The sequence below is a fragment of the Pseudomonas sp. SMN5 genome (genome assembly GCF_052041925.1).
Classification (GTDB): Bacteria; Pseudomonadota; Gammaproteobacteria; order Pseudomonadales; family Pseudomonadaceae; genus Aquipseudomonas.
Genome location: NZ_JBKGGX010000036.1, coordinates 1 through 23,373, shown reverse-complemented (window position 1 = coordinate 23,373; position 23,373 = coordinate 1). Strand labels below are relative to the sequence as shown.

The window sequence follows — 23,373 nt, the reverse complement described above, 5'->3', positions numbered from 1 at the left end:
CGTCGTTCCGATCATGCTTGCATCTGTCGCGAACGATCAGTACAAAACGCCCTGAGCCGGAAGGGCAGCTTCATATCGACCCAACCATGCCGGCAAACGCCTGACACCTGAGGAAGTATCTGAATGAAGAAGTGGCAATGTGTCGTCTGCGGCCTGATCTACAACGAAGCCGATGGTTGGCCGGATGATGGCATCGCCGCCGGCACCCGCTGGCAAGACGTCCCGGCAGACTGGCTTTGCCCGGACTGCGGCGTGGGTAAGATGGATTTCGAAATGATCGAAATCGACTGATTGTTTCTCAAAGGGAGAACAGTATGAGCGCACCTGTCGTCATCGTCGGTACGGGGCTAGCCGGGTACAACCTGGCCCGGGAGTTTCGCAAACTCGACAGCGAAACCCCGCTGCTGCTGATCACTGCGGACGATGGGCGCTCCTATTCCAAGCCAATGCTCTCCACCGGTTTCGGTAAGAACAAGGATGCCGACGGCCTGAGCATGGCCGAACCCGGGGCCATGGCCGAACAGCTGAGGGCCGAGGTGCGCACCCATACGCGCATCAGCGGCATCGACCCGGGGCACAAACGCCTGTGGATCGGCGAAGAGGCGGTAAGTTACCGCGACCTGATCCTCGCCTGGGGCGCGGAAACCGTGCGAGTGCCGGTGCAGGGCGACGCTGGCGACCTGATCTTTCCCATCAATGACCTGGAAGACTACGCGCGTTTTCGCGCTGCCGCCGCCGGCAAGCGTCGGGTGCTGCTGCTCGGTGCCGGCCTGATCGGCTGCGAATTCGCCAATGACCTGATCCTGGGTGGCTACGAGGTGCAACTGGTGGCGCCTTGTGAGCAGGTGATGCCGACGCTGCTGCACCCGGCGGCGGCCGCAGCGGTGCAGGCCGGCCTGGAAAGCCTCGGTGCGCGTTTCCATCTGGGCCCGGTGCTCAACCGGCTGCAGCGGGTGGCCGACGGGCTGGAGGCGCACCTGTCCGACGGTCAGGTCATTGTCTGCGATCTGGTGGTCTCGGCCATCGGCCTGCGCCCGCGGATCGATCTGGCAGCGGCTGCCGGTCTGGTGGTCAATCGTGGCGTGGTGGTCGACCGTCACCTGAAAACTTCCCACGCCAATATCTACGCGCTGGGCGACTGCGCCGAGGTCGACGGTCTGAATCTGCTGTATGTCATGCCGCTGATGAGCTGCGCCCGTGCCCTGGCCCAGACGCTGGCCGGCAACCCCACGACCGTCAGCTATGGCGCCATGCCGATTACCGTGAAAACCCCAGTCTGCCCGCTGGTGGTCTCGCCGCCGCCCAGGGGCAGCGAAGGTGTGTGGAGCGTCGAAGGGCAGGGCGCCGACATCAAAGCCTTGTGCCGCGACGCCCGAGGCAACCTGCTGGGCTATGCCCTGACGGGGGCGGCCGTGATGGAAAAACTGGCCCTGAACAAGGAGCTTCCGGCCCTGCTGGCGTAAATACTGGTCGTTCTGTCGCAAAAACCCTACTTTTGGTCCCAGAAAGGTCGCCCCGACACTGGCGCCGTTTTCGGCCCCGTGCCATCCTCACTCCCGTCTGCCGCAGAGTAGAGCCTGCGGCGCCTTAGGGGCGGTTCCCATGAGAGCCGTCCAGACATAACAACAAAAAAACCGTCAAAAGGGGCTTCATTCATGCGTAAACCAGAACTCGCCGCCGCCATCGCGGAAAAGGCAGACCTCACCAAAGAACAAGCCAACCGCGTCCTCAACGCCGTTCTCGAAGAAATCACCGGCGCCCTGCATCGCAAGGACAGCGTCACCCTAGTCGGCTTCGGCACTTTCCTGCAACGCCACCGTGGCGCCCGCACCGGTAAGAACCCGCAGACCGGTGAGCCGGTGAAAATCAAGGCCAGCAACACCGTTGCCTTCAAGCCGGGCAAGAATCTGAAGGATCAGGTGAACCCGTAAGCACTGAGTTCGTCGGGACCAGGCTGCAATGGCAACAGAAAGGGCACGCCGATTGGCTCGGGTGCCCTTTTTTGCGTGCTCGCGAGGCGGCCTGATAGCCGACCTATTCTCCCGGTGCTATCCCGCTCCCATGTGGGAGCGAGCCTGCTCGCGATAAAGCCAGGTCAATCGGTATCGGTGCAATACTGTTCACTTCAAGACATCACCGCCCCGTGGCGAGGTAGCTTGCTCCCGCTGGAGCGCGCAGCGGTCCCAAGCTTCTGGGGCTGCTATGCAGCCCAGCGGGAGCAAGCTCCCTCGCCACGACAAGTGATAAATCTTAAGTGAACGGCATTGCAGTCAATCGGTGGGATCTTTCGGTCCTGCCAATGCCTCCAACGCCGCTCTGCGTTCAGCAGCCGACAACTTCCCAAGCTTTTCCACCGCCTCATAGAACGCCACCCAATCACCGCCCTCACGCCGATACAGCGCCGCAAACGCCGGCACCCACTGGCTATACAGCCCGAACGGCAATAGCCGCGCGTTGTTCAATGGCGCATAAACCCAGGCGTCGAAGTATTTATCGCCCGCCCATTGGCTATCGCGCAGGTGTTCATAGTCGGCCCGCAGGCGCTGGAACTCCTCGGCCTTTCGCTGGCGCATCTGCTCGGCCGGCAATGGTTGGGCGTACAGCTGTTCCAGCCGCTGGCGCGTGTCGAGGACCCGTTGGATAAACTGTTCGCGCTGCTGCATGCGCTTGCCGGTATCCGGCCCCAACCCACGACTGGCGCGCCATTGCCGGGTGCCTTCCTGTTCGACGAAGGTGGCGAAGGACTCATTGAACTGAGTGTCGTCCTTTACATAAACGCGCTGGTGCGCCAGTTCATGAAAAATCAGCGTTGCCAGGCGTTCGTCGCCCCAATGCATCATCGAACTCAGGATCGGGTCGTTGAACCAGCCGAGCGTCGAGTAAGCCTCTACCCCGCCGATCGCCACGTCCATGCCTTGCAAGCGCTGCAATGCCGCCTCGCCACGGGCCGCGCCCTGGCTGTAGTAGCCGCGATATGCGACGCAGCCGGCAATCGGGAAACAATGGTTTTGCGGTGTCAGCGAGAATTCAGGCGTGGCGAAGACATTCCAGACCACGAACGGACGACCGATGTCCGCGTACAGGCGATAGCTCTTATTCTCCGGCAGGTGTAACCGGGCGCTGGCGAACGCTCGTGCCTCGCGGGCTTGGGCCAGGTGCGCGCGAAGCTGCGGATCGCGAGTGGGGTCGGCAATCACCTGGTCGATGGGCTCTCGTGCCTGCAACAACCGCAACTGCCCGCTGACGAGCTGGCCGTAGTAACCGACGCTGGCACAACCGTTGAGTAACAAAAGCAAGAGGCCTGGAAACAAAAACCGGAAAACACGGTCGAGTAACCGATGGCTTGAATGCGGCCTGATCAATTGCAATTACCTGGGAAAAAGTCTGCCCACAAGACTATCCCGCCTGCCCGGAGCTTCGCTATGCGCGTGTTGATGCTGACGAGTGGCCTGTTGCTGCTGACCGGTTGCGCCGGTTTGCCTGACCCCGATCCTTCCCAGGCGTGGATTGACCTTGGAAGCCACCAGGACACTGCGTTGCAAGCGCTCAAGGTCGATGACAAGACGTCGCTCGACCGTCGTTATTTCGAGGTACAACCCGGCAGCCATGAGCTGACGGTGCGTTATCAATTCGCTGTGGAACCGGGCAACATCGGTCCGGACGCCGAACCGCTGTGGCGTGATTGTCGCTTGAACGTGAAATTCAAGGATTTCAACGCCGGCCAGCGTTACCAGTTGCAGGCGGGCAGTATCGGCTTCCGGCCATGGGCCAAGCTGTACGACCAACAGCGCAATGTCGTGGGGCAAGGCACGCCGGCGGGCTGTCAGCAAAGCTGATCGGCGCTATGCTCAGCCGCTGATTATCCAGGGATGCACTCCATGCGCCTTTACTTGCTGACAATGGCCGCCATCGCGATGGGCGGATGCGCAACGAGCCCGTTGCCCTCGGTCGATCCGGCCATGGCCTGGGTCGATTTCGCGACGCCTACGCCGGGTGGCAAGGTGCTGATGGCGGAAAAACTGGACGGTCAGCGCCTGCGGGACGGACGCTTTTTCCAGGTCTCGCCGGGTAGCCATGAACTGGAAGTTCGCTTCGACTTCGAAGTGTTTGGCGGTGGCGGGTTCGGAGTGCTGACCGAGCCGCAGGAGCGTTTGTGCTACCTGAGCGTGCGATACGATCATTTCGAAGCCGGCCAGCGTTATCGCCTGGAGGCGCGCAACCTGGCGTTCACCCCTAGCGCCCGGCTCTATGACGCCAAGCGGGAAATCGTCGCCGAGGATCGACAAGTGCGCTGCATTCCCTAGGAGCGTCTAGTTGTCGTTCCTCTGGTAGACGATTTTTTTCGTACCGTTTTCGCAAGAGCCCACCACCATGTTCTGGTCTTTGACTTCGTTGTTGGTGACTATTTCCAGCGTGTAGGAAGCCACATTCTGAGCCTGGATCTTGGCTTCGATCTCTGCCTTGAGTTCTTCGCAAGGTTTAGGTGCCGCCAGGGCTGATGTAGCCAAAGCGCAACTGCCGACCAACAGGGCAAATCGTTTCATGCTCGACGTCCTCAGTGCAGCGCGCACTGCCTGTGCGCTGAAACTGCTGGCCCTCATTCGACCATAGATCTGCGCCGTGATAACAGGTGTAAGGATCGCGGCCTCCAAGAGACTACGATCCTTTCAGTGCCTCAACCCTCCAGCGTCGCTTCCAGGGTGATGTTGGCATTCAACACTTTGGAAACCGGGCAACCCTCCTTGGCCTTTTTGCTCAGTTCTTCGAACTGCTGCTGGCTGGCGCCGGGGATCTTCGCCTTCAGGATCAGTTTCACCGCCGTGATTGCGAACCCGCCATCAACCTGGTCGAGGGTCACTTCGGCGTTGGTGTCGATGCGCTCGGCCTTGAGCCCGGCATCGCCCAGGATCATGGAAAATGCCATGGAGAAACAGCCCGCGTGGGCCGCGCCTATCAGCTCTTCGGGGTTGGTGCCCCGGCCGCCTTCGAAGCGTGCCTTGAAACCGTAGGGCGCTTCGCGCAGGACGCCTGTTTCCGTGGAAATGGAGCCGATTCCGGTCTTCAGATCGCCTTCCCAGTGTGCCGATGCTTTCTTGATGATAGCCATGTCTGCCTCCTCAGGATCCGGCGCGAGGGTTCGCGCCCGGTGTTTTTTGATTGCCAGGATTGTGAGGATAGACGGACTGATAAAGTTCACCCGGTCGATTAGTCGACTAATTTAGTAGGAAAATTCGTTTGCCGCTATTGAAACTCGGGTATATGCCCACATTGCATGGAACACACCTATAGAAAACGGCAGGCTTTCGCCCGTAGGAAAGCCCGGAACGCCGTTGGAGATCCCAGCCGATGAAACAGCTGTCCGAAGTGAAGTTCTCGACCCTCGACCTCGTGCCCGTTCGCGCTGACGGCAATGCCGCCCAGTCCCTGCGCAATTCCCTGGACCTGGCGCAGCACGTGGAAAAATACGGCTATACCCGCTTCTGGGTCGCCGAACACCACAACATGGATGGCATCGCCAGTTCCGCGACGGCGGTGCTGCTGGGCTATCTGGCGGGTGGCACTTCGACCATTCGGGTCGGCTCCGGCGGGGTGATGCTGCCCAACCATGCGCCGTTGGTCATCGCCGAACAGTTCGGCACCCTGGAAAGTCTGTTCCCCGGTCGAATCGACCTGGGGTTGGGCCGCGCACCCGGCTCCGACCAGATGACTGCCCGCGCTTTGCGCCGCGAGCGCTCCGGCAGTGCGGACGATTTCCCCGAAGACGTGACTGAGCTGATGCGCTACCTGGGTCCACGCACGCCGGATCAGCGGATTATTGCCATGCCCGGCACTGGAACCAATGTGCCGGTGTGGCTGTTGGGTTCGAGCCTGTTCAGCGCGCAATTGGCCGGTGAGCGCGGTTTACCCTACGCCTTCGCCTCCCATTTCGCTCCACGTTTCATGCATGAGGCGATCCGTGTCTATCGCAATCACTTCAAGCCGTCCGAGGTGCTCGACAAGCCTTACGTCATGCTCGGGGTGCCCCTGGTGGCGGCGGACACGGACGAACAGGCCGACTATCTGGCGACATCGGTGTATCAGCGGATCCTGGCGTTAATGCGCGGCCAGAGCCTGGTGCAGCGGCCACCGGTGGAGTCCATGAACGGCCTGTGGTTGCCCCATGAGAAGGAAGCGGTGGGCGATTTCCTGGGCCTGGCCATGATTGGCGGGCCAGAGAAGATCCGCGCCAGGTTGCAGGTACTGATCGAGCAGACCCAGGCCGACGAGCTGATTTTTACCAGCGACCTGTATGAGCACGCCGACCGCCTACACTCTTATGAGCTGCTGGCGCAGGTCATGAAGGGCTGAATCGGGGGCGCAAAAAAGCCGACGCACTGCGTCGGCTTTGCCGTTTCAAGAATCACTTCTTATAAACGATTTCCTTTGTATCGCCTTCACAGGTGCCGACGACTTTTCCGTCAGCCGCCGCGCCTTTGTCGACGATTTCCAGCGTATAACTTGACACACCCTTGGCATCAAGTTTCGCTGCGATTTCGCTTTTCAACTCTTCGCAAGGCTTGCCGGCCGCAAACGCACTGCCCGCAAGGCTCAGCAAGCCCAGGGCTACCATCAACTTCTTCATCGCTCGCACTCCTTGGTCGGATCAATAAGGCAGGTATGGGTAAATCGTGATGCGCATACCATAGCGCATCGCCATTCCTATGGCACTGCGCCAGCGAGCAAGTTCATCGGCGATCAGCTATTGGCGATCCGGAAGCCGACCTTGATGGTCACCTGGAAATGCGCGGCCCGACCGTTCTCGATGTGTCCGCGAGTCTCGGTGACTTCAAACCATTCCAGATGCTTGAGGCTTTTGCTGGCCTCGGCCAACGCGTTGTTGATGGCGTCTTCGATACTGGTGGGAGACGAGCCGACCAGCTCGACCTTTTTGTACGTGTGATGATCACTCATGGGAAGTCTCCTTGGGTTGTCCTAGTCAGCCTAGCAGCGATTGTGTGCCTTACATGTGTCGCCGTTGACGCTTCTAAAGTTCAGATTTACTGCACTTTCAGAAACGGCTGGAGTCCCAACTCACACACGTTCAACCACTGCAGGAGAGCACCACCATGGCTAGCAATTCGTTACGCAAGGCTTCGTTGCAAAGCATGGAAGCGGAGATCGAAAGTCTGCTCAAGTCGTTGGAAAGCCTCAAGGAAGACGCTTCGGACGAGTCGCGCAAGACCCTCAAGTCGCTGAAGGCGAACGCCGAAAACGCGCTGAAGCACTCTCGGCATCTGCTCAGCGATGCGTATGAAGAGGTGAAGGTCAAGACACGTGAAACCGGGCTTGCCACTCGCGATTATGCGCAGGAGCACCCATGGACCACGGCCGGCGTCGCGGTCGGCGCCATCGGTTTGCTGGCTGCCTATCTGCTGTGCAAGCGCGGTGACTGAACCGACTGGCCCAACTCGTGCCTGAGCCACTGGGCCAATTGGCGAGCGCGCCCGTCCGCGGCGCGCTTGGGTAACCACAGCGCCAGTCGCGCCGGGGTTTCACCGAAGCCCCACGGCGCGACCAGGCGCCCGGCGCGCACGTCCTCGGCCACCAGTGGCTCGGGGGCAATCGCCACGCCCAGCCCCGCTACGGCGGCCTCCAGCAAATAATACAAATGTTCGAATCCCTGGCCGAACTTCAATGCCTGGGGCTCCAGGTCGTTTTGCCGTGCCCAGGTTGGCCAGGCTTGCGGCCGGGACGTGGTATGCAGCAGGGGCTCATCCAGCAGCGCGCCGGCGGGTGCGGTCTGTAAACGGGCAAACCCGGCGTAATGCGGGCTCATCACCGGGCCGATTCGCTCGTCGGTCAGTTCATACACTTGCATGTCCGCCGGCCATGGCGGTTCGGCGAATACCAGGAGGGCATCGAGACCCGGTCGCCTTGGGTCCAGATCTCCCTCGCCAGCAGATAAATGCAAGCGCAAGTCGGGTAAGTCGGCGTTGAGCCTGCCTAGCCGAGGAATGAACCAGCGCGCCAGCAGGCTGCCCGAGCAACCCAGCACGAAGGGCGCGTCCGCCGTGCTTTGCGTCAGCTCCGCGCAGACGCTGCGCAAACGCTCGAACGCCTCGGCGCTGGCATCGCGCAGGCGTACGCCCGCATCTGTGAGTTTCAGGCCGCGTCCGTCCTTGACGAACAGGCTGACCCCCAGGTGCTCTTCCAGCACTTTCAGCTGTCGACTGACCGCTCCGTGGGTAACATGCAGCTGTTCGGCCGCCTGGCTTACGCTGTTCAGGCGGGCAGTGGCTTCGAAGGCGCGCAGGGCGTTGAGAGGCGGAAGATCGTGGCGCATTTTATCTGTGAGTTTTCCTGACAGGATGCGGCGATCTTATCGGTTTTCAGTGAAGGATGTCAGGGGTAGAGTGAGCCTCATTGTCTTACTACGCATCTGCCTGGAGCGCCCCGATGACCCTGCCTACGACCCCTTTCAACCTGCGCAGCGGCCCTGACGCCAATGGCCTGTTCGGTGCGTTCGGCGGCCGCTATGTGGCGGAAACGCTGATGCCGCTGATCCTCGACCTGGCCCGTGAATACGAAGTGGCGAAGCAGGATCCGGCATTTATCGAGGAACTGGCGTACTTCCAGCGCGATTACGTCGGTCGTCCGAGCCCGCTGTATTTCGCCGAGCGCCTGACTGAGTACTGCGGCGGCGCCAAGATCTATCTCAAGCGCGAAGAGCTGAACCACACCGGCGCGCACAAGATCAACAACTGCATCGGCCAGATCCTGCTGGCGCGGCGCATGGGCAAGAAGCGCATCATCGCCGAGACCGGCGCCGGTATGCATGGCGTGGCCACTGCCACCGTGGCCGCGCGTTTCGGCCTGGAATGCGTGATCTACATGGGCACGACCGACATCGAGCGCCAGCAGGCGAACGTGTTTCGCATGAAGTTGCTGGGTGCCGAGGTGATTCCGGTGGTCGCCGGCACCGGCACCCTCAAGGACGCCATGAACGAAGCCCTGCGCGACTGGGTGACCAACGTCGACAGCACGTTTTACCTGATCGGCACGGTGGCAGGCCCGCACCCTTATCCGGCCATGGTCCGTGACTTCCAGGCGGTGATCGGCAAGGAAACCCGCGATCAGTTGCAAGCTCAGGAAGGTCGTCTGCCCGATAGCCTGGTGGCGTGCATCGGCGGCGGTTCCAATGCCATGGGCCTGTTCCACCCGTTCCTGGACGACAAGAGTGTCGAGATCATCGGTGTGGAAGCCGCAGGCTATGGCATCGAGACCGGCAAACACGCGGCGAGCCTGAACGGTGGCGTGCCGGGTGTACTGCATGGCAACCGCACGTTCCTGTTGCAGGACGAAGACGGCCAGATCATCGACGCCCATTCGATTTCCGCCGGCCTCGATTATCCCGGTATCGGCCCGGAACACGCCTGGTTGCACGATATCGGTCGCGTCCAGTACACCTCGATCACTGACGCCGAAGCCCTGGATGCCTTCCATAAGTGCTGCCGTCTGGAAGGGATCATTCCTGCGCTGGAAAGCTCCCACGCCTTGGCTGAAGTATTCAAACGCGCACCCAACCTGCCGAAGGATCACCTGATGGTGGTCAACCTGTCCGGTCGTGGCGACAAAGACATGCAAACCGTGATGCACCACATGGAACAGTCCCAGCAGGAGAAACACTGATGAGCCGCCTGCAAACCCGCTTTGCCGAACTCAAGGAACAGAACCGCGCCGCCCTCGTGACCTTTGTCACCGCTGGCGACCCGAACTACGACACCTCGCTGGCGATCCTCAAAGGCCTGCCGGCGGCCGGTGCCGATGTGATCGAGTTAGGCATGCCCTTCACTGACCCAATGGCCGATGGCCCGGCGATCCAGTTGGCGAATATCCGCGCCTTGGGCGCTCAGCAAAACCTGGCGAAAACCCTGCAGATGGTTCGCGAGTTCCGTGAAGGCAACACCGAAACGCCGCTGGTACTGATGGGCTACTTCAACCCGATCCACCGTTACGGTGTGCAGCGTTTCATTGGCGAGGCGCTGGATTCGGGCGTTGATGGCCTGATCGTGGTCGACATGCCGCCTGAGCACAACAGTGAACTGTGCGAGCCGGCCCAGGCCGCGGGCCTGGACTTCATCCGCCTGACCACGCCGACCACCGACGATGTACGTTTGCCTACCGTGCTCAACGGCAGTTCGGGCTTCGTGTACTACGTCTCGGTGGCTGGGGTCACCGGCGCTGGCGCCGCGACGCTGGAGCATGTGGAAGAAGCCGTGGCGCGCCTGCGTCGCCACACCGATCTGCCGATCAGCATTGGTTTCGGTATTCGCACGCCGGAACAGGCCGCTGCCATTGCGCGGTTGGCGGATGGGGTGGTGGTGGGGTCGGCATTGATCGACCATATCGCCAGCGCGGACAACTCAGAACAGGCTATCGACGGCGTACTGAGCCTCTGCGCCGCGCTGGCCGACGGGGTGCGAAAAGCCCGCGCCTGAATCACGTTGCATAAATAAGGGGTTCAGAACCAGTTTCTGAACCCCTTTTTGCTGTCCTAGGAATGCTTGAGGGTTGCCCTTGTGGCGAGGGAGCTTGCTCCCGCTCGGCTGCGAAGCAGTCGTAGAACCGGGCGACGCGCTCTACCTGAAAAGTCGCATCCGCCTGTTTGGGGCCGCTTCGCCCGAGGCGTCGGACCGTCCCAGCGGGAGCAAGCTCCCTCGCCACAGGGTGCGGCGGCGCTATTAAGGTAGCTCCAGTCCGCCGCCGGCCTTGTGCAGTTTGCGCAGGTGTTCGCCGATCTCTTTGACGTTGGCTTCACTGGCCGCAATTTCAGCGGCGCGACTGGGTTCAAGCAGTGCCCGGACTTCCTTGTCCAGATCGCCGGTCAGGGTTTGCAATTGTTTCTGGCGCAAGCTGCTTTCCGATTCCAGTCGTTGCCACTCGCTGGGTTGCGGCAATCCATATCCACTGCTGCCGAGCAGCTCGGCGGGACGGCTGAGGAAGCCGCTGTTGGCGAGGATTTGCTGCAACGTCGCGTTGGCCCTTTCCATACCGCCGTTCTGCAATTCCCGGGCGCCGAGGTAGCGTTGCTTGACTTCGTCCTGGGCCAGTAACAACTGGCGGCGGTAACTGGCCTGTTCAAGCAGCAGCAACGCTGCGCTGGTACGCAGGTCCGCCTGTTCGAACCAGACGCGGCGTTCGGCGGCGTCCAGGGCCAGCCAGTCTTCCACCGATTCCTGTTTGATGGGCAGGTACTTCTTCAGCACATTGAACATCGCCTGGTACCGCTCGCGGAACGAGTCGAAACGATAGCCCAGGCGCAAGGCTTCCTTGGGATCATCCAGCACGCTGGTGTCGGCCAGCCCCCGGCCCTTGAGCACTTCCAGCAAGCCGTTGGGCATGATGCTGTCCAGGCCCTTGAGCTGGGCGTTATTGCTGCCGCTGCGCAGCAGCTTCAGGCTTTCCACCGCACAGTTGTTGGACAGGAAGTAATAGTTGCCGTCGTAGCTCCAGTGCATTTCGGCGGCGTGCTCGACCGTTTCCTCGATCTCGGCGCGCGACAGGTTCAGTGGTACTGAGGCCAGGCTGCGCAGTTCGGTCTTGGTGTATTCATCGATGACTTGGGCCAGCGGCAACACGAACAGGCGCGACGGATATTTGCCGACCAGCCCGTCCCAGCTCGACAACTGCACATCGCCCACGAAAGCGCGATAGGACAGCACCAGGTGCTGGTCCAGGTCCAGTCGGCAGTCCGGCCCACGGGGCCGGCCCGGTGCGCAGATCACCAGGCGAAGCATGCTGTGGCCCCAGCGGCTGACCCAATTCTGGTTGGCTTCGGCCAGGAGATAGTCGATGGCATAGACCCGTTCGGGATCGACCTTGCCCAGCGGCGTCCTGGCGAAGTCATTCCCGGCATTGAGGAAGGCGAACGATTGGGCGCAGGTTTCCTTGGCGGCGGGTGCCCAACCAAAATGTTCCTGGTAATAGCGATACAGTGCAGGCCGGCGGCAGGCGTAGCTGGGGTCCAGGAGAAAGTACTCCATGTTGACCGCGACGAACTCCTTGGGGCTGCTTGTCTCGTAAAGATCCGGACTACGGGCGACCTGTCGGTTGTGCTGCTCGCGCTCCCCGCGACGACCGACGTACTGCGGCCAACCGGCCAGATCCAGCAAGCGTGGATCATCACTGAGAGTAAAGCGACGGTCATTCTGGCCGCGGCATTCATCGGGCAAGCCAATCAGCCCGGAACTGCCATTACGGCGGGTACAACGCTGGATCAGCGCGCGCTCGGGCTCCGGCCAAAGACGCGAGCGATCGTAGATATGGGTGAGTTCATGGAGAACCGTGGCGAGCATTTCCCGCCGTACCGTGCCGTGGGGGCGTTGGGTCTTCTGCGTCGCGGCGCTGCCATCGGTCAGACTGTCGAGCAGATTGCTGTTGAGATCCAGCTGCGACACCAGTGAAGCCTGGCCATAGGCGTTGGCCGGCATCTGGTCGGTCCAGCCGACATCGATGCGCCGGTCCAGGCGCTCGATGAAACGTGGCGGCAATGCTTGCATCGCCTCATCAAGCAAAGCCTGGCTGGCCTGCTGCTGCGCCAGACTCAGGCCTTCGGTGTTGAGGTGCAGTTGCAAACCGGCCTGGGCGCTGTTGCCGACCAGCAGCAACGTCCAGGCCGTCAGCCAGGCGGCAAAGCGCCTCACAATGCGAGGATGGCTTCGGCGAGAACCTGGTCGCTGGCATCACGCGCTTCCGGTACACGGGTGCGCAACGTATCGAAGGCGGCTTCGAGATGAGCGCCACGAATCTCGCCATTGCTGGCGACAAAGCTGGCCGCATCGTCATGGGCTTCGCGGACGATTTTCGAATCACGGATGGATGTGGTGGTATCGGAAGTGAAATCAATCGTGCGCTGGGAAGCGCGAACGATGATGTTACTGGTGGCTACCAGGGTATGGGCCTGGGCCACATCGGCCAATACCAGCAGGCCTAGGGCGGCAGCAATCAGCGGGCTACGCATGGAACGACTCCGAGAAATGAAGATAACTATTGGACGAGAATTGCCTGTGCCAGTTCAAGGTCGCTGGCATGAAGTTTTGGCTGGGTACGCCGCAGGTAATCCAGGGCTGACTCCAGCTGTCCACCTCGCAACTGTCCGTCACTGGCGACGAATGCCGCAGCGTCGTCGCGGGCGGCGACAAGTTTATGATCGAAGGGCGCAGAGGTCACCATGCTCGTTGCATAACCGCTGACGACGACCTGCTGGGTGGACACATCAAAGGCCTGGGCAGGGACAGACCAGCAGGCTGCAAAGAGGAGCGCAATATACAGATAGGAATCGGAACGCATGGGGCTCGACAGTTGATGGCGAGCCGAAAGGCTAGCGCAAACCGCCGGCCCAGAGCCAGCGTTGAAACATCGGAACACCATTTGGCGCCCGATGTTTCATGTGTATCAGATCACCAGGATCGCCTGGGCCAGTTGCGCATCAGTGGCGTTCAGTTGCGGGGCCTGCTGGCGGATGTAATCCAGGGCGCTTTCAAGTTTCACCCCGCGGATTGCCCCTTCGCTCGCTACGAAGCTGGCGGCGTCGTCACGGGCGGCCTGGACGATCTTGTTGTCCCGCAGCGAGGAGGTTGCGTCAGAGGTGGCGTCGGACGTGGCCTTGAGTGCACCGACGATCGAGTCAGTGGTGACGATGAAGCTACTGGCATGGGATTGGGCGGCTACGGCCAGCAAGGCCACCGCGCTGAGCAGACGAAGACGGGTCATGATGAGACTCCTTGGGTAATGAGGCAAGGCGATACGTGCAGCTGAAGAGGAGCGAATGCTCGGCTCGCTTCGCCACGTTCGCTCGGATATTAAGGCAGATCCGCTCGGATGACAGCTGCGACCTTGAGGGCGCTGCTTCGTCGCGTGGCTAAAACTGTACCTATGAATCGTTGATTTATCGACAACTGTTCTATTCCTGGATAGATCGACGGCTAGTTGTCTCTGAAACGACAAGACCCGTCGCGGTTTCCCGCGACGGGTCTTGTTTGTTCAATTCGGTGCTGGCGGTGGACCCGGTGGGTCAGGGCCAGCGGCGCTGGGTTAGCGCCAGAACGGCTTGCTCAGCTCTTCGTAGCGTTGTGCTTCGCTGATACCGGCGTCGGCCAGCAGGCGCGAATCCAGACGAGCCAGTTGGTGACGGCTGGCGATGCGGCGCTGCCACAACATCAGGTTAGCGATAACGCGAAGAGGCAGGGAAGCCTGGTTTTTTTCAGCTTTGTCTTCGAAAAACAGCTCGGAACTGAGTGTACGTTCCATGGTTGACATCCTTCCGCTTGTGGCGGGATTAGGTAGTGGTTTAACTGGTGCCCATGATCCTCTCGTTTGGCCAGTCTCTCTAGATACAGTTCAACTGTAATGTGATCGAGCAGTTAACTGTTAAACAGTGGTGTACTGGTCGATATTGGCGCAACTGTACCTGTATGAACCATAATGGTGCATTTTCTGACAGATGATCAGTATGTGTGGGAAATAACTGTAGGAAAACACCGGTACAGCAGTACAGTTTTTGTCAGTCGGCGTCGTTTGGGAAGAGCGCACAAAACTGTTTCTGCTGTACTGATGGACCAGCTGTATCAGACCGCCAACATCCGCCCGGTCTCTTCAAGGTTCAGGTGCCAGCTCAGTGCGTCGCGAAGGATATGAGGTGTATGTCCTCCCAAGGCGCATGCCGCCTTAAAGTAGTCATTCAGCGCTTGGCGATAGGATGGGTGCACACAATTGTCGATGATTACCCGCGCCCGCTCCCTGGGCGCCAGGCCACGCAGGTCGGCCAGGCCGATCTCGGTAACCAGGATGTCGACGTCGTGCTCGGTGTGATCCACATGGCTGACCATCGGCACGACGCTGGAGATCGCCCCGCCCTTGGCAATCGACTTCGTTACGAAGATCGCGAGGTGCGCATTGCGCGCGAAATCCCCCGACCCGCCGATGCCATTCATCATCCGCGTGCCACACACGTGTGTGGAGTTGACATTACCGTACAGGTCGAACTCCAGGGCGGTATTGATGCCAATGATGCCCAAGCGGCGGACGACTTCGGGGTGGTTGGAAATTTCCTGCGGGCGCAGGACCAGCTTGTCCTTGTACTTTTCCAGGTTTGTGAAGACGTCGGCATTGCGTCGGCTCGACAACGTGATGGAGCTGCCCGAGGCGAAGCTCAGTTTGCCGGCGTCGATCAAATCGAAGGTAGAGTCCTGCAGGACCTCGGAATACATCGTCAGCTGTTCGAACGGCGAGTCGATCAGCCCGCACATCACGGCATTGGCAATGTTGCCGATTCCGGCTTGTAACGGGCCGAGTTTGTTGGCCATTCGTCCTGCCGCTACCTCTGCTTTGAAGAAGCCGATCAGGTGGTCGGCGATGGCCTGGGTTTCGCTGTCTGGCGGCGTGACGGTCGACGGCGAGTCACCTTGGTTGGTGATGACGATGGCGGCAATTTTTTCCGGCGGTATCGGTATTGCGGTACTGCCGATACGGTCGTCGACCTTCACCAGGGGAATCGGCGTGCGGGTTGGGCGGTAGGTAGGGATATAGATGTCGTGCAGCCCTTCCAGATTCGGATTGTGGGCCAGGTTGATCTCGACGATCACTTGCCGGGCGAAGATCGCAAAGCTGGCCGAGTTGCCCACCGAGGTGGTCGGCACAATGTGGCCTTGTTCGGTAATGGCCACCGCTTCGATCACTGCAATGTCGGGCAGCTTGAGCTGGCCGTTGCGCAGTTGCTCGACCGTTTCCGAAAGGTGCTGGTCGATGAACATGACCTTGCCCGCGTTGATTGCCTTGCGCAACGTGCTGTCGACCTGGAAGGGCATGCGCCGTGCCAGCACGCCGGCCTCGGTGAGCTCCTTGTCAAGGTCGTTACCCAGGCTCGCGCCGGTCATCAGGCTGATTTGCAGCGGGGTGACCTTGGCGCGTTCGGCCAGTGCGTGGGGCACCGCTTTTGCCTCACCGGCGCGGGTGAACCCGCTCATGCCGACGGTCATGCCATCTTCGATCAACAAAGCGGCTTCGGCAGCGCTCATCACTTTATTCAACAACGAAGGCAGGCGGATACGTTCACGGTACATGGTTTGTTATCTCGGGCTAAAAGCAAGATGCGCAGTCTAGTGAATTCGCGCCGTGCCCGACCCGCTACAAAAGTCGCAATTAAGGCTTCTATTACGGGCGTTTCAGGCAAAACATCATTACCGGATCGGTAACGTTTTGCCTTGATACAAATCAAAACGCCCCGACGAGTCGGGGCGCTATGGTCGACCGGGATTGTTATTCCACCGCCTTGACCATGTCCTCGATCACTTTCTTGGCATCACCGAACACCATCATGGTCTTGTCCAGGTAGAACAGCTCGTTATCCAGGCCGGCATAGCCGCTGGCCATCGAGCGCTTATTGACGATGATGGTCTTGGCCTTGAACGCTTCGAGGATCGGCATGCCGGCAATCGGCGATTTCGGATCGTTCTTCGCCGCCGGGTTGACCACGTCGTTGGCGCCGAGCACCAGCACCACGTCGGCCTGACCAAACTCGGAGTTGATGTCCTCCATCTCGAACACCTGGTCGTAAGGCACTTCGGCCTCGGCCAGCAGCACGTTCATGTGGCCGGGCATGCGTCCGGCTACGGGGTGGATGGCATACTTCACGGTCACGCCGTGGTGAGTCAGCTTCTCGGTCAGTTCTTTCAACGCGTGTTGGGCGCGCGCTACAGCCAGGCCATAACCTGGGACGATGATCACCGTGTCAGCGTTGGTCAGCAGGAAGGTCGCGTCGTCAGCCGAGCCGGATTTCACCGGACGAGCTTCTTGCGCCCCCGCCGGACCAGCCGCATCGGCACTGTTGCCGAAGCCACCGAGCAGCACGTTGAAGAACGAGCGGTTCATGGCTTTGCACATGATGTACGACAGAATCGCACCACTGGACCCCACCAGCGAGCCGGCGATGATCAGCATCGAGTTGTTCAGCGAAAAACCGATACCGGCCGCGGCCCAACCCGAATAGCTGTTGAGCATCGACACCACTACCGGCATGTCGGCACCGCCAATCGGGATGATGATCAACACGCCCAGCACGAACGCCAGGGCCAGCATCAGGGCGAAAGCGCCGAAGTTGCCCGTGGCCATGAACGTCACGCCCAGGCCCAGCGTCGCCAGGCCCAGGATCAGGTTGAGCTTGTGTTGCCCGCCAAACTGTACGGGTGCGCCTTGGAACAGGCGGAACTTGTACTTGCCCGACAATTTGCCGAAAGCGATCACCGAACCGGAGAAGGTGATGGCACCAATGGCCGCGCCGAGGAACAGTTCCAGGCGGTTGCCGGCCGGAATCGAATCGCCCAGTTGCTTGACGATACCCAGGGACTGCGGCTCAACCACCGCAGCGATGGCAATGAACACTGCGGCCAGGCCGATCATGCTGTGCATGAACGCCACCAGTTCCGGCATCTTGGTCATCTCGACGCGTTTGGCCATGATCGAGCCGGCGGTGCCTCCGATCAGCAGGCCGACGATGACATAACCGATGCCCGCAGTGGCAAGCTCGGCACCCAGCTTATAGATGAGGCCAATGGTGGTGAGCACCGCCAGTGCCATGCCGAGCATGCCGAACAGGTTGCCACGACGTGAAGTAGTGGGGTGCGACAGGCCCTTCAGAGCCTGAATGAAGCAGATGGACGCGATCAGGTAGAGCGTCGTTACCAGATTCATGCTCATTACTTGGGCGCCTCTTCTTTTACGGCTTTCGGGGCTTTTTTCTTGAACATCTCGAGCATGCGGCGCGTCACCAGGAAGCCACCGAATACGTTCACCGCGGCCAGGGCCACGGCGAGGGTACCCATGGTTTTGCCCAGTGGCGTCACGGTCAGCGCGGCGGCGAGCATGGCGCCGACGATCACGATGGCCGAGATGGCGTTGGTCACCGCCATCAGCGGTGTGTGCAGTGCAGGCGTTACGTTCCAGACCACGTGGTAACCGACATAAATCGCCAGCACGAAGATGATCAGGTTGTAGATACCGGGGGAGATGAGCTCTTCCATTGTCTGAATCCCTGCTTAGGCGTTTTTGCGGATGACCTGGCCGTCGCGGCACATCAGGCACGCGGCGACGATGTCGTCTTCCAGGTTCACGTCGAACTGACCTTCCTTGGTGAAGACCAGCTTCAGGAAGTCCAGCAGGTTGCGGGCATACAGCGCCGAAGCGTCGGCGGCGACTTCACCGGCCAGGTTGGTCGGGCCGACGATGGTCACGCCGTTCTCCACGACCACTTGATCGGCCACGGTCAGCGGGCAGTTGCCCCCCTGGGCAGCGGCGAGGTCGATGACCACCGAGCCCGGCTTCATCTGCGCGACGGTCTCGGCGCTCAGCAAGGTCGGTGCCTTGCGGCCCGGAATCAACGCAGTGGTGATGACAATGTCCGCCTGTTTGGCGCGTTCGTGCACGGCCTGGGCCTGGCGCTGCATCCAGCTGGCAGGCATCGGCCGGGCGTAACCGCCGACACCGACGGCGCATTCGCGCTCTTCATCGGTTTCGTAGGGCACATCGACGAACTTGGCGCCGAGGGATTCGATTTGTTCCTTCACTGCCGGACGCACATCCGAAGCCTCGATCACCGCCCCCAGTCGCTTGGCCGTCGCAATCGCCTGCAACCCGGCCACACCAGCGCCGAGGATCAGCACCCGTGCCGCTTTCACAGTGCCTGCGGCAGTCATCAGCATCGGCATGAAACGTGGGTAGTAGTGCGCGGCCAACAGGACAGCTTTGTAGCCGGCGATGTTCGCTTGGGACGACAGCACGTCCAGGCTCTGGGCACGCGAGGTCCGAGGTGCGGCCTCGAGAGCGAACGCGGTAATTCCGTGTTCGGCCAGCTTGGCGATGGTTTCGTTATTGAACGGGTTGAGCATGCCCACCAGGACTGTACCGCGCTTGATCAGCGTCAGTTCGCTGTCGTTGGGGGCGATCACCTTGAGAATCAGCTCGGCACCGAACGCATCATTGGCACTGCCAATAGTTGCGCCCGCTGCTTCATAAGCACTGTCGGTGACGCTCGCCTTGAGACCGGCGCCGCTTTGAACAGTGACTTTATGGCCTTGGCCGATCAGCTTCTTGATGGTTTCCGGGGTAGCAGCAACCCTTGTTTCACCCATCTGGGTTTCGAGAGGAACACCAATGTGCACGTCAAATCTCCTGCGTGATCTTATTGAGTAAACCCAGGCACTTCGGATGGTGCGGCTGGGGCGGCCGATCAGCACGATCCCGCCGAATCAGACGGGGCGCGGCATTTTGCAGGCGAAAATCCAGCCCTTCAAGGGATTATGACTGGTGACGAAAAATTAACTACAAGTCACCCTGTGACCGAATGTCGCAACACTAGCCTATGAGCCCTTGCAGGCCTTGCCTTCCAAGGGTTTCGAATGCAATTCGATAAAGCTTCCCATCGGCGTAATGAATAAGCCGCTATGAATCGGGTGATATGGCGCAAAGCCACGTATTTGAACGCTTGTGAGACTACGGTACTAATTTTTTTACAGATTGACTGTAAGCGACAAAAACTTATATCTGTAGCGCTTTTGATTAGCTTACTACCAGAGTCGGTTATAGAAATTTCCTTATGAATCAAGATCATAGGTGCTGGCTTGCTGAATCAACCAGTCGCGAAAAGCGCGAAGCGACGCAGATTCGACTTTGCGCTCGGGAATCATCAGGTAGTAAGCCTTGATGCTCGACAGCGCCTTGCGGTTAGCGATGACCAGTCTTTTTTCCGCCAGTTCACGTTGGATCAAGAAGGGCGGTATCAGAGCAACCCCCATGTCATGCATCGCTGCTTGGGCGAGCATGGAGAATAGTTCATAACGTGGGCCTGTCAGGTCGTGCGCGATGTTCAGGTTCTGCGAGTTGAACCATTGGCGCCAGGCATAAGGGCGGGTGGTTTGTTGAAGCAGCGGCATCTCGGCAATGGCCTGCGCCGTCAGGCTTTCGTGTTCACCCAATAAGGAAGGGCTGCAAACCGGCATCGGATTTTCGCCCATCAGTTTGTGGGATTCGGTCCCGGACCAATCTGCATCGCCAAAATAGATAGCGGCATCAAACTCTGTGTCCGCGAAAAGAAAGGGGCGTGTGCGGTTGGTCAGGTTGACCGTGACTTCTGGATGTTGAAGTTGGAAATCCTTGAGACGGGGCAGCAGCCATTGAGTGCCGAACGTCGGGACCACGGCCAGTTCGATCACATTCGCGCCGGTATGACCCATGACTGAAAGCGTGTCGCGTTCTACGGCGTCTAGTTGGGCCGCGACGCGACGGCTGTAGGAAAGGCCTGCTTCGGTCAACTTGACGCCACGTCTTGAGCGTCGGAAAAGCTCGACGCTCAAAAAGTCCTCCAGGCTGGCGATCTGTCGGCAGATGGCGCCTTGGGTCAGGGAAAGCTCTTGGGCGGCCTTGGTGAAACTTTCATGCCGGGCCGCGGCCTCGAAACTGATCAGCGCGGCGGTACTGGGAATTTTACGACGCATGTACATCTACCTCACTCATTGGCGGCGTGAGAGCGGGCCATAACGGCTACGGAGTGAGAAATTAGCACAAGAGTATGCGGAATCCTCGTTTGCCCTTGTAGGAAACGGCGCCTAGGATCAATTCACGAATTTCATTTGATTTGGCGAGGACTCTTTCATGGCCGGTAAAGCAAGCTTCAACTGGATCGATCCATTGTTGCTGGATCAGCAGCTCACCGAAGAAGAACGCATGATTCGCGATAGTGCTGAGCAATTCGCCCAACAGAAGCTTGCGCCAAGGGTACTGGAAGCGTTCCGTCATGAAAAAACCGACCCGGCGATTTTCCGCGAAATGGGCGAGGTTGGTCTTTTGGGCGCAACCATTCCCGAGCAGTACGGCGGCAGTGGACTCAACTACGTCAGCTACGGCCTGATCGCCCGTGAGGTGGAGCGCGTCGATTCCGGCTACCGTTCGATGATGAGTGTGCAGTCGTCCCTGGTCATGGTGCCGATCAACGAGTTCGGTACCGAGGCGCAAAAGCAGAAATATCTACCGAAGTTGGCGTCTGGTGAATGGATCGGCTGCTTTGGTCTGACCGAGCCTAACCATGGGTCTGACCCAGGCGCGATGATTACCCGTGCGCGCAAAGTGGAAGGCGGCTACAGCCTGACGGGTAGCAAGATGTGGATCACCAACAGTCCGATTGCCGACGTCTTTGTTGTCTGGGGTAAGGACGATGCCGGTGATATCCGTGGCTTCGTTCTCGAGAAAGGCTGGAAAGGGCTGAGCGCGCCGGCCATCCATGGCAAGGTCGGGCTGCGGGCGTCCGTCACTGGCGAGATTGTCATGGACAATGTGTTCGTGCCGGAAGAAAACATCTTCCCGGACGTGCGCGGGCTGAAAGGGCCGTTTACGTGTCTGAACTCGGCGCGTTATGGCATCTCCTGGGGTGCCTTGGGGGCCGCCGAATTCTGTTGGCATACCGCTCGGCAATACACCTTGGATCGTCAGCAGTTCGGTCGTCCTCTGGCGGCTAATCAATTGATCCAGAAGAAGCTGGCCGACATGCAGACTGAAATCACTCTCGCCTTGCAGGGATGCTTGCGCCTGGGTCGCATGAAGGATGAGGGCTCGGCCGCGGTTGAGATCACCTCGATCATGAAGCGCAATTCCTGCGGCAAGTCATTGGATATCGCGCGTATGGCGCGGGACATGCTGGGCGGCAATGGTATCTCCGATGAGTTTGGCATTGCTCGCCACTTGGTGAACCTGGAAGTCGTGAACACCTACGAAGGCACGCATGATGTTCATGCATTGATCCTGGGGCGTGCGCAAACCGGTATCCAGGCGTTCTATTAATAGGAGAACGCTCATGGGCGCGCTTTCGCATTTGCGGGTATTGGACTTATCGAGAGTATTGGCAGGGCCGTGGGCCGGGCAGATCCTGGCGGACCTGGGAGCCGAGGTCATTAAGGTCGAGCGGCCCGGCAATGGTGACGATACGCGTGCCTGGGGTCCTCCCTTCCTCAAGGACGGTCGCGGCGAGAATACGACCGAGGCGGCTTATTACCTGTCGGCCAATCGCAACAAGCAGTCGGTGACCATCGATTTCACGCGTCCGGAGGGGCAGCGGCTGGTGCGGGAGCTTGCGGCGAAATCCGACATCCTGATCGAAAACTTCAAGGTGGGCGGTCTGGCTGCCTATGGCCTGGACTATCCATCCCTGAAGGCGATCAATCCTCGACTGATTTATTGTTCGATCACCGGCTTTGGGCAGACCGGCCCGTATGCCAAGCGCGCCGGGTATGACTTCATGATTCAGGGGCTTGGGGGCTTGATGAGCCTCACCGGCCGGCCCGAAGGCGATGAAGGCGCGGGGCCGGTCAAAGTTGGGGTCGCGCTGACGGATATTCTTACCGGTTTGTACTCGACCGTTGCCATTTTGGCCGCGCTGGCCCATCGCGATCACGCCGGCGGTGGGCAGCACATTGATATGGCATTGCTGGACGTCCAAGTGGCATGCCTGGCCAACCAGGCAATGAATTACCTGACCACCGGCAATGCGCCGAAGCGGTTGGGCAATGCTCATCCGAATATCGTGCCTTATCAGGATTTTCCTACGGCGGACGGTGATTTCATTCTGACAGTTGGGAATGACGGCCAATTTCGAAAATTCGCTGAGGTCGCCGGTCAGCCTCAGTGGGCTGACGATCCTCGTTTTGCCACGAACAAGGCGCGAGTGGCGAACCGGGGAGTGTTGATCCCGTTGATTCGCCAAGTGACTGTATTCAAGACCACCGCCGAATGGGTGGCTCAGTTGGAGCAGGCAGGTGTCCCGTGTGGGCCGATCAATGACTTGGCCCAGATGTTCGCCGATCCTCAAGTTCAATCACGCGGACTGGCGATAGAGCTGCCTCACGCGCTCGCCGGAAAAGTCCCGCAAGTGGCGAGTCCGATTCGCCTGTCGGAGACACCGGTGGAATATCGCAACGCGCCTCCCTTATTAGGCGAGCATACGCTGGAGGTGCTTCAGCGAGTGTTGAATATGGATGAAGTTGCAGTGACCAGCCTTAGAGAGGCGGGGGTTTTGTAGTCCGCTGCTGTAGGTGAGTTGAAGTGAGTGAACAGCGATTTGACTGGGTTTGCGCAACGTATTGATAAAAAACGAAATTAAGGGTTGACGGCAGATTTCAGGTGTCTATAATTCGCCCCACTTCCGGCGCAGTCGAAACGGAAAACTCCTTGAGATTCAATGAGTTACTTGGTTTCGATGGCAGCCTGCTTCAGTTCATCGAAGCCTGGAAGGAGTCAACAGGGTAGTGTTGTAGTGCTCGTTGACGGTTCGATCTTCTCGGTCGAAAGCGGTGA

Annotated in this window: 27 protein-coding genes; 11 read left to right on the top strand and 16 right to left on the bottom strand. The window is 59.7% G+C overall.

All coding sequences use genetic code 11. From position 1 onward, the window contains the following. Positions 1-123: 123 nt before the first annotated feature. The 3 genes from ACLEJR_RS25105 to ACLEJR_RS25095 all read left to right on the top strand — a co-directional run bounded on the left by ACLEJR_RS25105 (position 124) and on the right by ACLEJR_RS25095 (position 1,931). Positions 124-291 (top strand): rubredoxin, encoded by a 168-nt coding sequence (locus ACLEJR_RS25105; protein WP_440798888.1) that lies wholly within the window; start codon positions 124-126, stop codon positions 289-291. Between the two features lie 23 nt (positions 292-314). Beyond that, on the top strand, positions 315-1,463 hold the full coding sequence (locus ACLEJR_RS25100; protein WP_440817300.1) for an NAD(P)/FAD-dependent oxidoreductase: 1,149 nt from the start codon (positions 315-317) through the stop codon (positions 1,461-1,463). A gap of 192 nt (positions 1,464-1,655) precedes the next feature. After that, the gene (locus ACLEJR_RS25095; RefSeq protein WP_440798884.1) at positions 1,656-1,931 is read left to right on the top strand and encodes an HU family DNA-binding protein; all 276 of its coding nucleotides are present in this window, start codon (positions 1,656-1,658) and stop codon (positions 1,929-1,931) included. A gap of 339 nt (positions 1,932-2,270) precedes the next feature. On the opposite strand, the gene ACLEJR_RS25090 is transcribed toward ACLEJR_RS25095, so the two are convergent. Further along, a complete protein-coding gene (locus ACLEJR_RS25090) occupies positions 2,271-3,362 on the bottom strand; it encodes an aminopeptidase (protein WP_440817298.1) in 1,092 nt (363 codons plus the stop codon). 60 nt (positions 3,363-3,422) lie between these two features. On the opposite strand from ACLEJR_RS25090, the gene ACLEJR_RS25085 reads away from it, so the two are divergent. Further along, entirely contained in the window at positions 3,423-3,836 is a 414-nt protein-coding gene (locus ACLEJR_RS25085) for a PA0061/PA0062 family lipoprotein (RefSeq protein WP_440817296.1), read from the top strand. Positions 3,837-3,878: 42 nt separating this feature from the next. Continuing rightward, positions 3,879-4,304, top strand: coding sequence for a PA0061/PA0062 family lipoprotein (locus ACLEJR_RS25080; protein WP_440817294.1), 426 nt, complete (start codon positions 3,879-3,881; stop codon positions 4,302-4,304). 6 nt (positions 4,305-4,310) lie between these two features. Here ACLEJR_RS25080 and ACLEJR_RS25075 read toward each other — a convergent pair whose 3' ends face one another. Together ACLEJR_RS25075 and ACLEJR_RS25070 are read right to left on the bottom strand one after the other, a co-directional pair. Next, a complete protein-coding gene (locus ACLEJR_RS25075; protein ID WP_440798876.1) occupies positions 4,311-4,544 on the bottom strand; it encodes a DUF1161 domain-containing protein in 234 nt (77 codons plus the stop codon). A gap of 131 nt (positions 4,545-4,675) precedes the next feature. Then, positions 4,676-5,107 (bottom strand): OsmC family protein, encoded by a 432-nt coding sequence (locus ACLEJR_RS25070; RefSeq protein ID WP_440798874.1) that lies wholly within the window; start codon positions 5,105-5,107, stop codon positions 4,676-4,678. Positions 5,108-5,346: 239 nt separating this feature from the next. Here ACLEJR_RS25070 and ACLEJR_RS25065 point away from each other — a divergent pair, with 239 nt between their 5' ends. Further along, entirely contained in the window at positions 5,347-6,348 is a 1,002-nt protein-coding gene (locus ACLEJR_RS25065; RefSeq protein WP_440798872.1) for an LLM class flavin-dependent oxidoreductase, read from the top strand. A gap of 52 nt (positions 6,349-6,400) precedes the next feature. On the opposite strand, the gene ACLEJR_RS25060 is transcribed toward ACLEJR_RS25065, so the two are convergent. Together ACLEJR_RS25060 and ACLEJR_RS25055 are read right to left on the bottom strand one after the other, a co-directional pair. Then, entirely contained in the window at positions 6,401-6,622 is a 222-nt protein-coding gene (locus ACLEJR_RS25060; protein WP_440798870.1) for a DUF1161 domain-containing protein, read from the bottom strand. A 113-nt stretch (positions 6,623-6,735) separates the two neighbouring features. Then, positions 6,736-6,951 carry a dodecin gene (locus ACLEJR_RS25055; protein WP_003177209.1) on the bottom strand — a complete coding sequence of 72 codons (216 nt, stop codon included), beginning with the start codon at positions 6,949-6,951 and terminating at the stop codon, positions 6,736-6,738. 155 nt (positions 6,952-7,106) lie between these two features. Between ACLEJR_RS25055 and ACLEJR_RS25050 the strand changes: the two genes are divergently transcribed. Next, on the top strand, positions 7,107-7,433 hold the full coding sequence (locus ACLEJR_RS25050) for a DUF883 family protein (protein WP_440798868.1): 327 nt from the start codon (positions 7,107-7,109) through the stop codon (positions 7,431-7,433). Here the strand turns inward: ACLEJR_RS25050 and ACLEJR_RS25045 are convergent. After that, entirely contained in the window at positions 7,406-8,323 is a 918-nt protein-coding gene (locus tag ACLEJR_RS25045; protein ID WP_440817291.1) for a LysR family transcriptional regulator, read from the bottom strand. The genes ACLEJR_RS25050 and ACLEJR_RS25045 overlap by 28 nt on opposite strands. Positions 8,324-8,436: 113 nt before the next feature. Between ACLEJR_RS25045 and trpB the strand changes: the two genes are divergently transcribed. After that, a complete protein-coding gene (gene trpB / locus ACLEJR_RS25040; RefSeq protein ID WP_440817289.1) occupies positions 8,437-9,669 on the top strand; it encodes a tryptophan synthase subunit beta in 1,233 nt (410 codons plus the stop codon). Then, the gene (trpA, locus tag ACLEJR_RS25035) at positions 9,669-10,478 is read left to right on the top strand and encodes a tryptophan synthase subunit alpha (RefSeq protein ID WP_440817287.1); all 810 of its coding nucleotides are present in this window, start codon (positions 9,669-9,671) and stop codon (positions 10,476-10,478) included. Before trpB ends, trpA begins: the two co-directional genes overlap by 1 nt. Positions 10,479-10,721: 243 nt before the next feature. On the opposite strand, the gene ACLEJR_RS25030 is transcribed toward trpA, so the two are convergent. From ACLEJR_RS25030 to ACLEJR_RS24985, 10 genes are all read right to left on the bottom strand, one after another. Then, a complete protein-coding gene (locus ACLEJR_RS25030) occupies positions 10,722-12,683 on the bottom strand; it encodes a DUF7844 domain-containing protein (protein ID WP_440817285.1) in 1,962 nt (653 codons plus the stop codon). Further along, complete coding sequence (locus ACLEJR_RS25025) at positions 12,680-13,000, bottom strand: DUF2388 domain-containing protein (protein ID WP_003187020.1); 321 nt, start codon at positions 12,998-13,000, stop codon at positions 12,680-12,682. Before ACLEJR_RS25025 ends, ACLEJR_RS25030 begins: the two co-directional genes overlap by 4 nt. Before the next feature lie 26 nt (positions 13,001-13,026). Further along, on the bottom strand, positions 13,027-13,329 hold the full coding sequence (locus tag ACLEJR_RS25020; protein ID WP_440817283.1) for a DUF2388 domain-containing protein: 303 nt from the start codon (positions 13,327-13,329) through the stop codon (positions 13,027-13,029). Positions 13,330-13,434: 105 nt separating this feature from the next. Then, entirely contained in the window at positions 13,435-13,752 is a 318-nt protein-coding gene (locus ACLEJR_RS25015) for a DUF2388 domain-containing protein (protein WP_440817281.1), read from the bottom strand. Between the two features lie 321 nt (positions 13,753-14,073). Beyond that, the gene (locus ACLEJR_RS25010) at positions 14,074-14,289 is read right to left on the bottom strand and encodes a DUF1127 domain-containing protein (protein WP_003187014.1); all 216 of its coding nucleotides are present in this window, start codon (positions 14,287-14,289) and stop codon (positions 14,074-14,076) included. Between the two features lie 317 nt (positions 14,290-14,606). Beyond that, positions 14,607-16,100: an acetyl-CoA hydrolase/transferase family protein gene (locus tag ACLEJR_RS25005; RefSeq protein WP_440817279.1), complete on the bottom strand. Its 1,494-nt coding sequence runs from the start codon at positions 16,098-16,100 to the stop codon at positions 14,607-14,609. Between the two features lie 196 nt (positions 16,101-16,296). Further along, on the bottom strand, positions 16,297-17,733 hold the full coding sequence (locus ACLEJR_RS25000) for an NAD(P)(+) transhydrogenase (Re/Si-specific) subunit beta (RefSeq protein ID WP_440817276.1): 1,437 nt from the start codon (positions 17,731-17,733) through the stop codon (positions 16,297-16,299). Then, the gene (locus ACLEJR_RS24995) at positions 17,733-18,056 is read right to left on the bottom strand and encodes an NAD(P) transhydrogenase subunit alpha (protein ID WP_003187010.1); all 324 of its coding nucleotides are present in this window, start codon (positions 18,054-18,056) and stop codon (positions 17,733-17,735) included. The genes ACLEJR_RS25000 and ACLEJR_RS24995 overlap by 1 nt, the downstream gene beginning before the upstream one ends. A 15-nt stretch (positions 18,057-18,071) precedes the next feature. Continuing rightward, a complete protein-coding gene (locus ACLEJR_RS24990; RefSeq protein WP_440817273.1) occupies positions 18,072-19,193 on the bottom strand; it encodes a Re/Si-specific NAD(P)(+) transhydrogenase subunit alpha in 1,122 nt (373 codons plus the stop codon). A 432-nt stretch (positions 19,194-19,625) separates the two neighbouring features. Next, the gene (locus tag ACLEJR_RS24985) at positions 19,626-20,525 is read right to left on the bottom strand and encodes a LysR family transcriptional regulator (protein WP_440817272.1); all 900 of its coding nucleotides are present in this window, start codon (positions 20,523-20,525) and stop codon (positions 19,626-19,628) included. A 157-nt stretch (positions 20,526-20,682) separates the two neighbouring features. Here ACLEJR_RS24985 and ACLEJR_RS24980 point away from each other — a divergent pair, with 157 nt between their 5' ends. Both ACLEJR_RS24980 and ACLEJR_RS24975 read left to right on the top strand, forming a co-directional pair. Next, positions 20,683-21,864 carry an acyl-CoA dehydrogenase gene (locus ACLEJR_RS24980; RefSeq protein ID WP_440817269.1) on the top strand — a complete coding sequence of 394 codons (1,182 nt, stop codon included), beginning with the start codon at positions 20,683-20,685 and terminating at the stop codon, positions 21,862-21,864. A 13-nt stretch (positions 21,865-21,877) separates the two neighbouring features. Further along, positions 21,878-23,098, top strand: coding sequence for a CaiB/BaiF CoA transferase family protein (locus ACLEJR_RS24975; protein WP_440817267.1), 1,221 nt, complete (start codon positions 21,878-21,880; stop codon positions 23,096-23,098). Positions 23,099-23,373 lie beyond the last annotated feature (275 nt).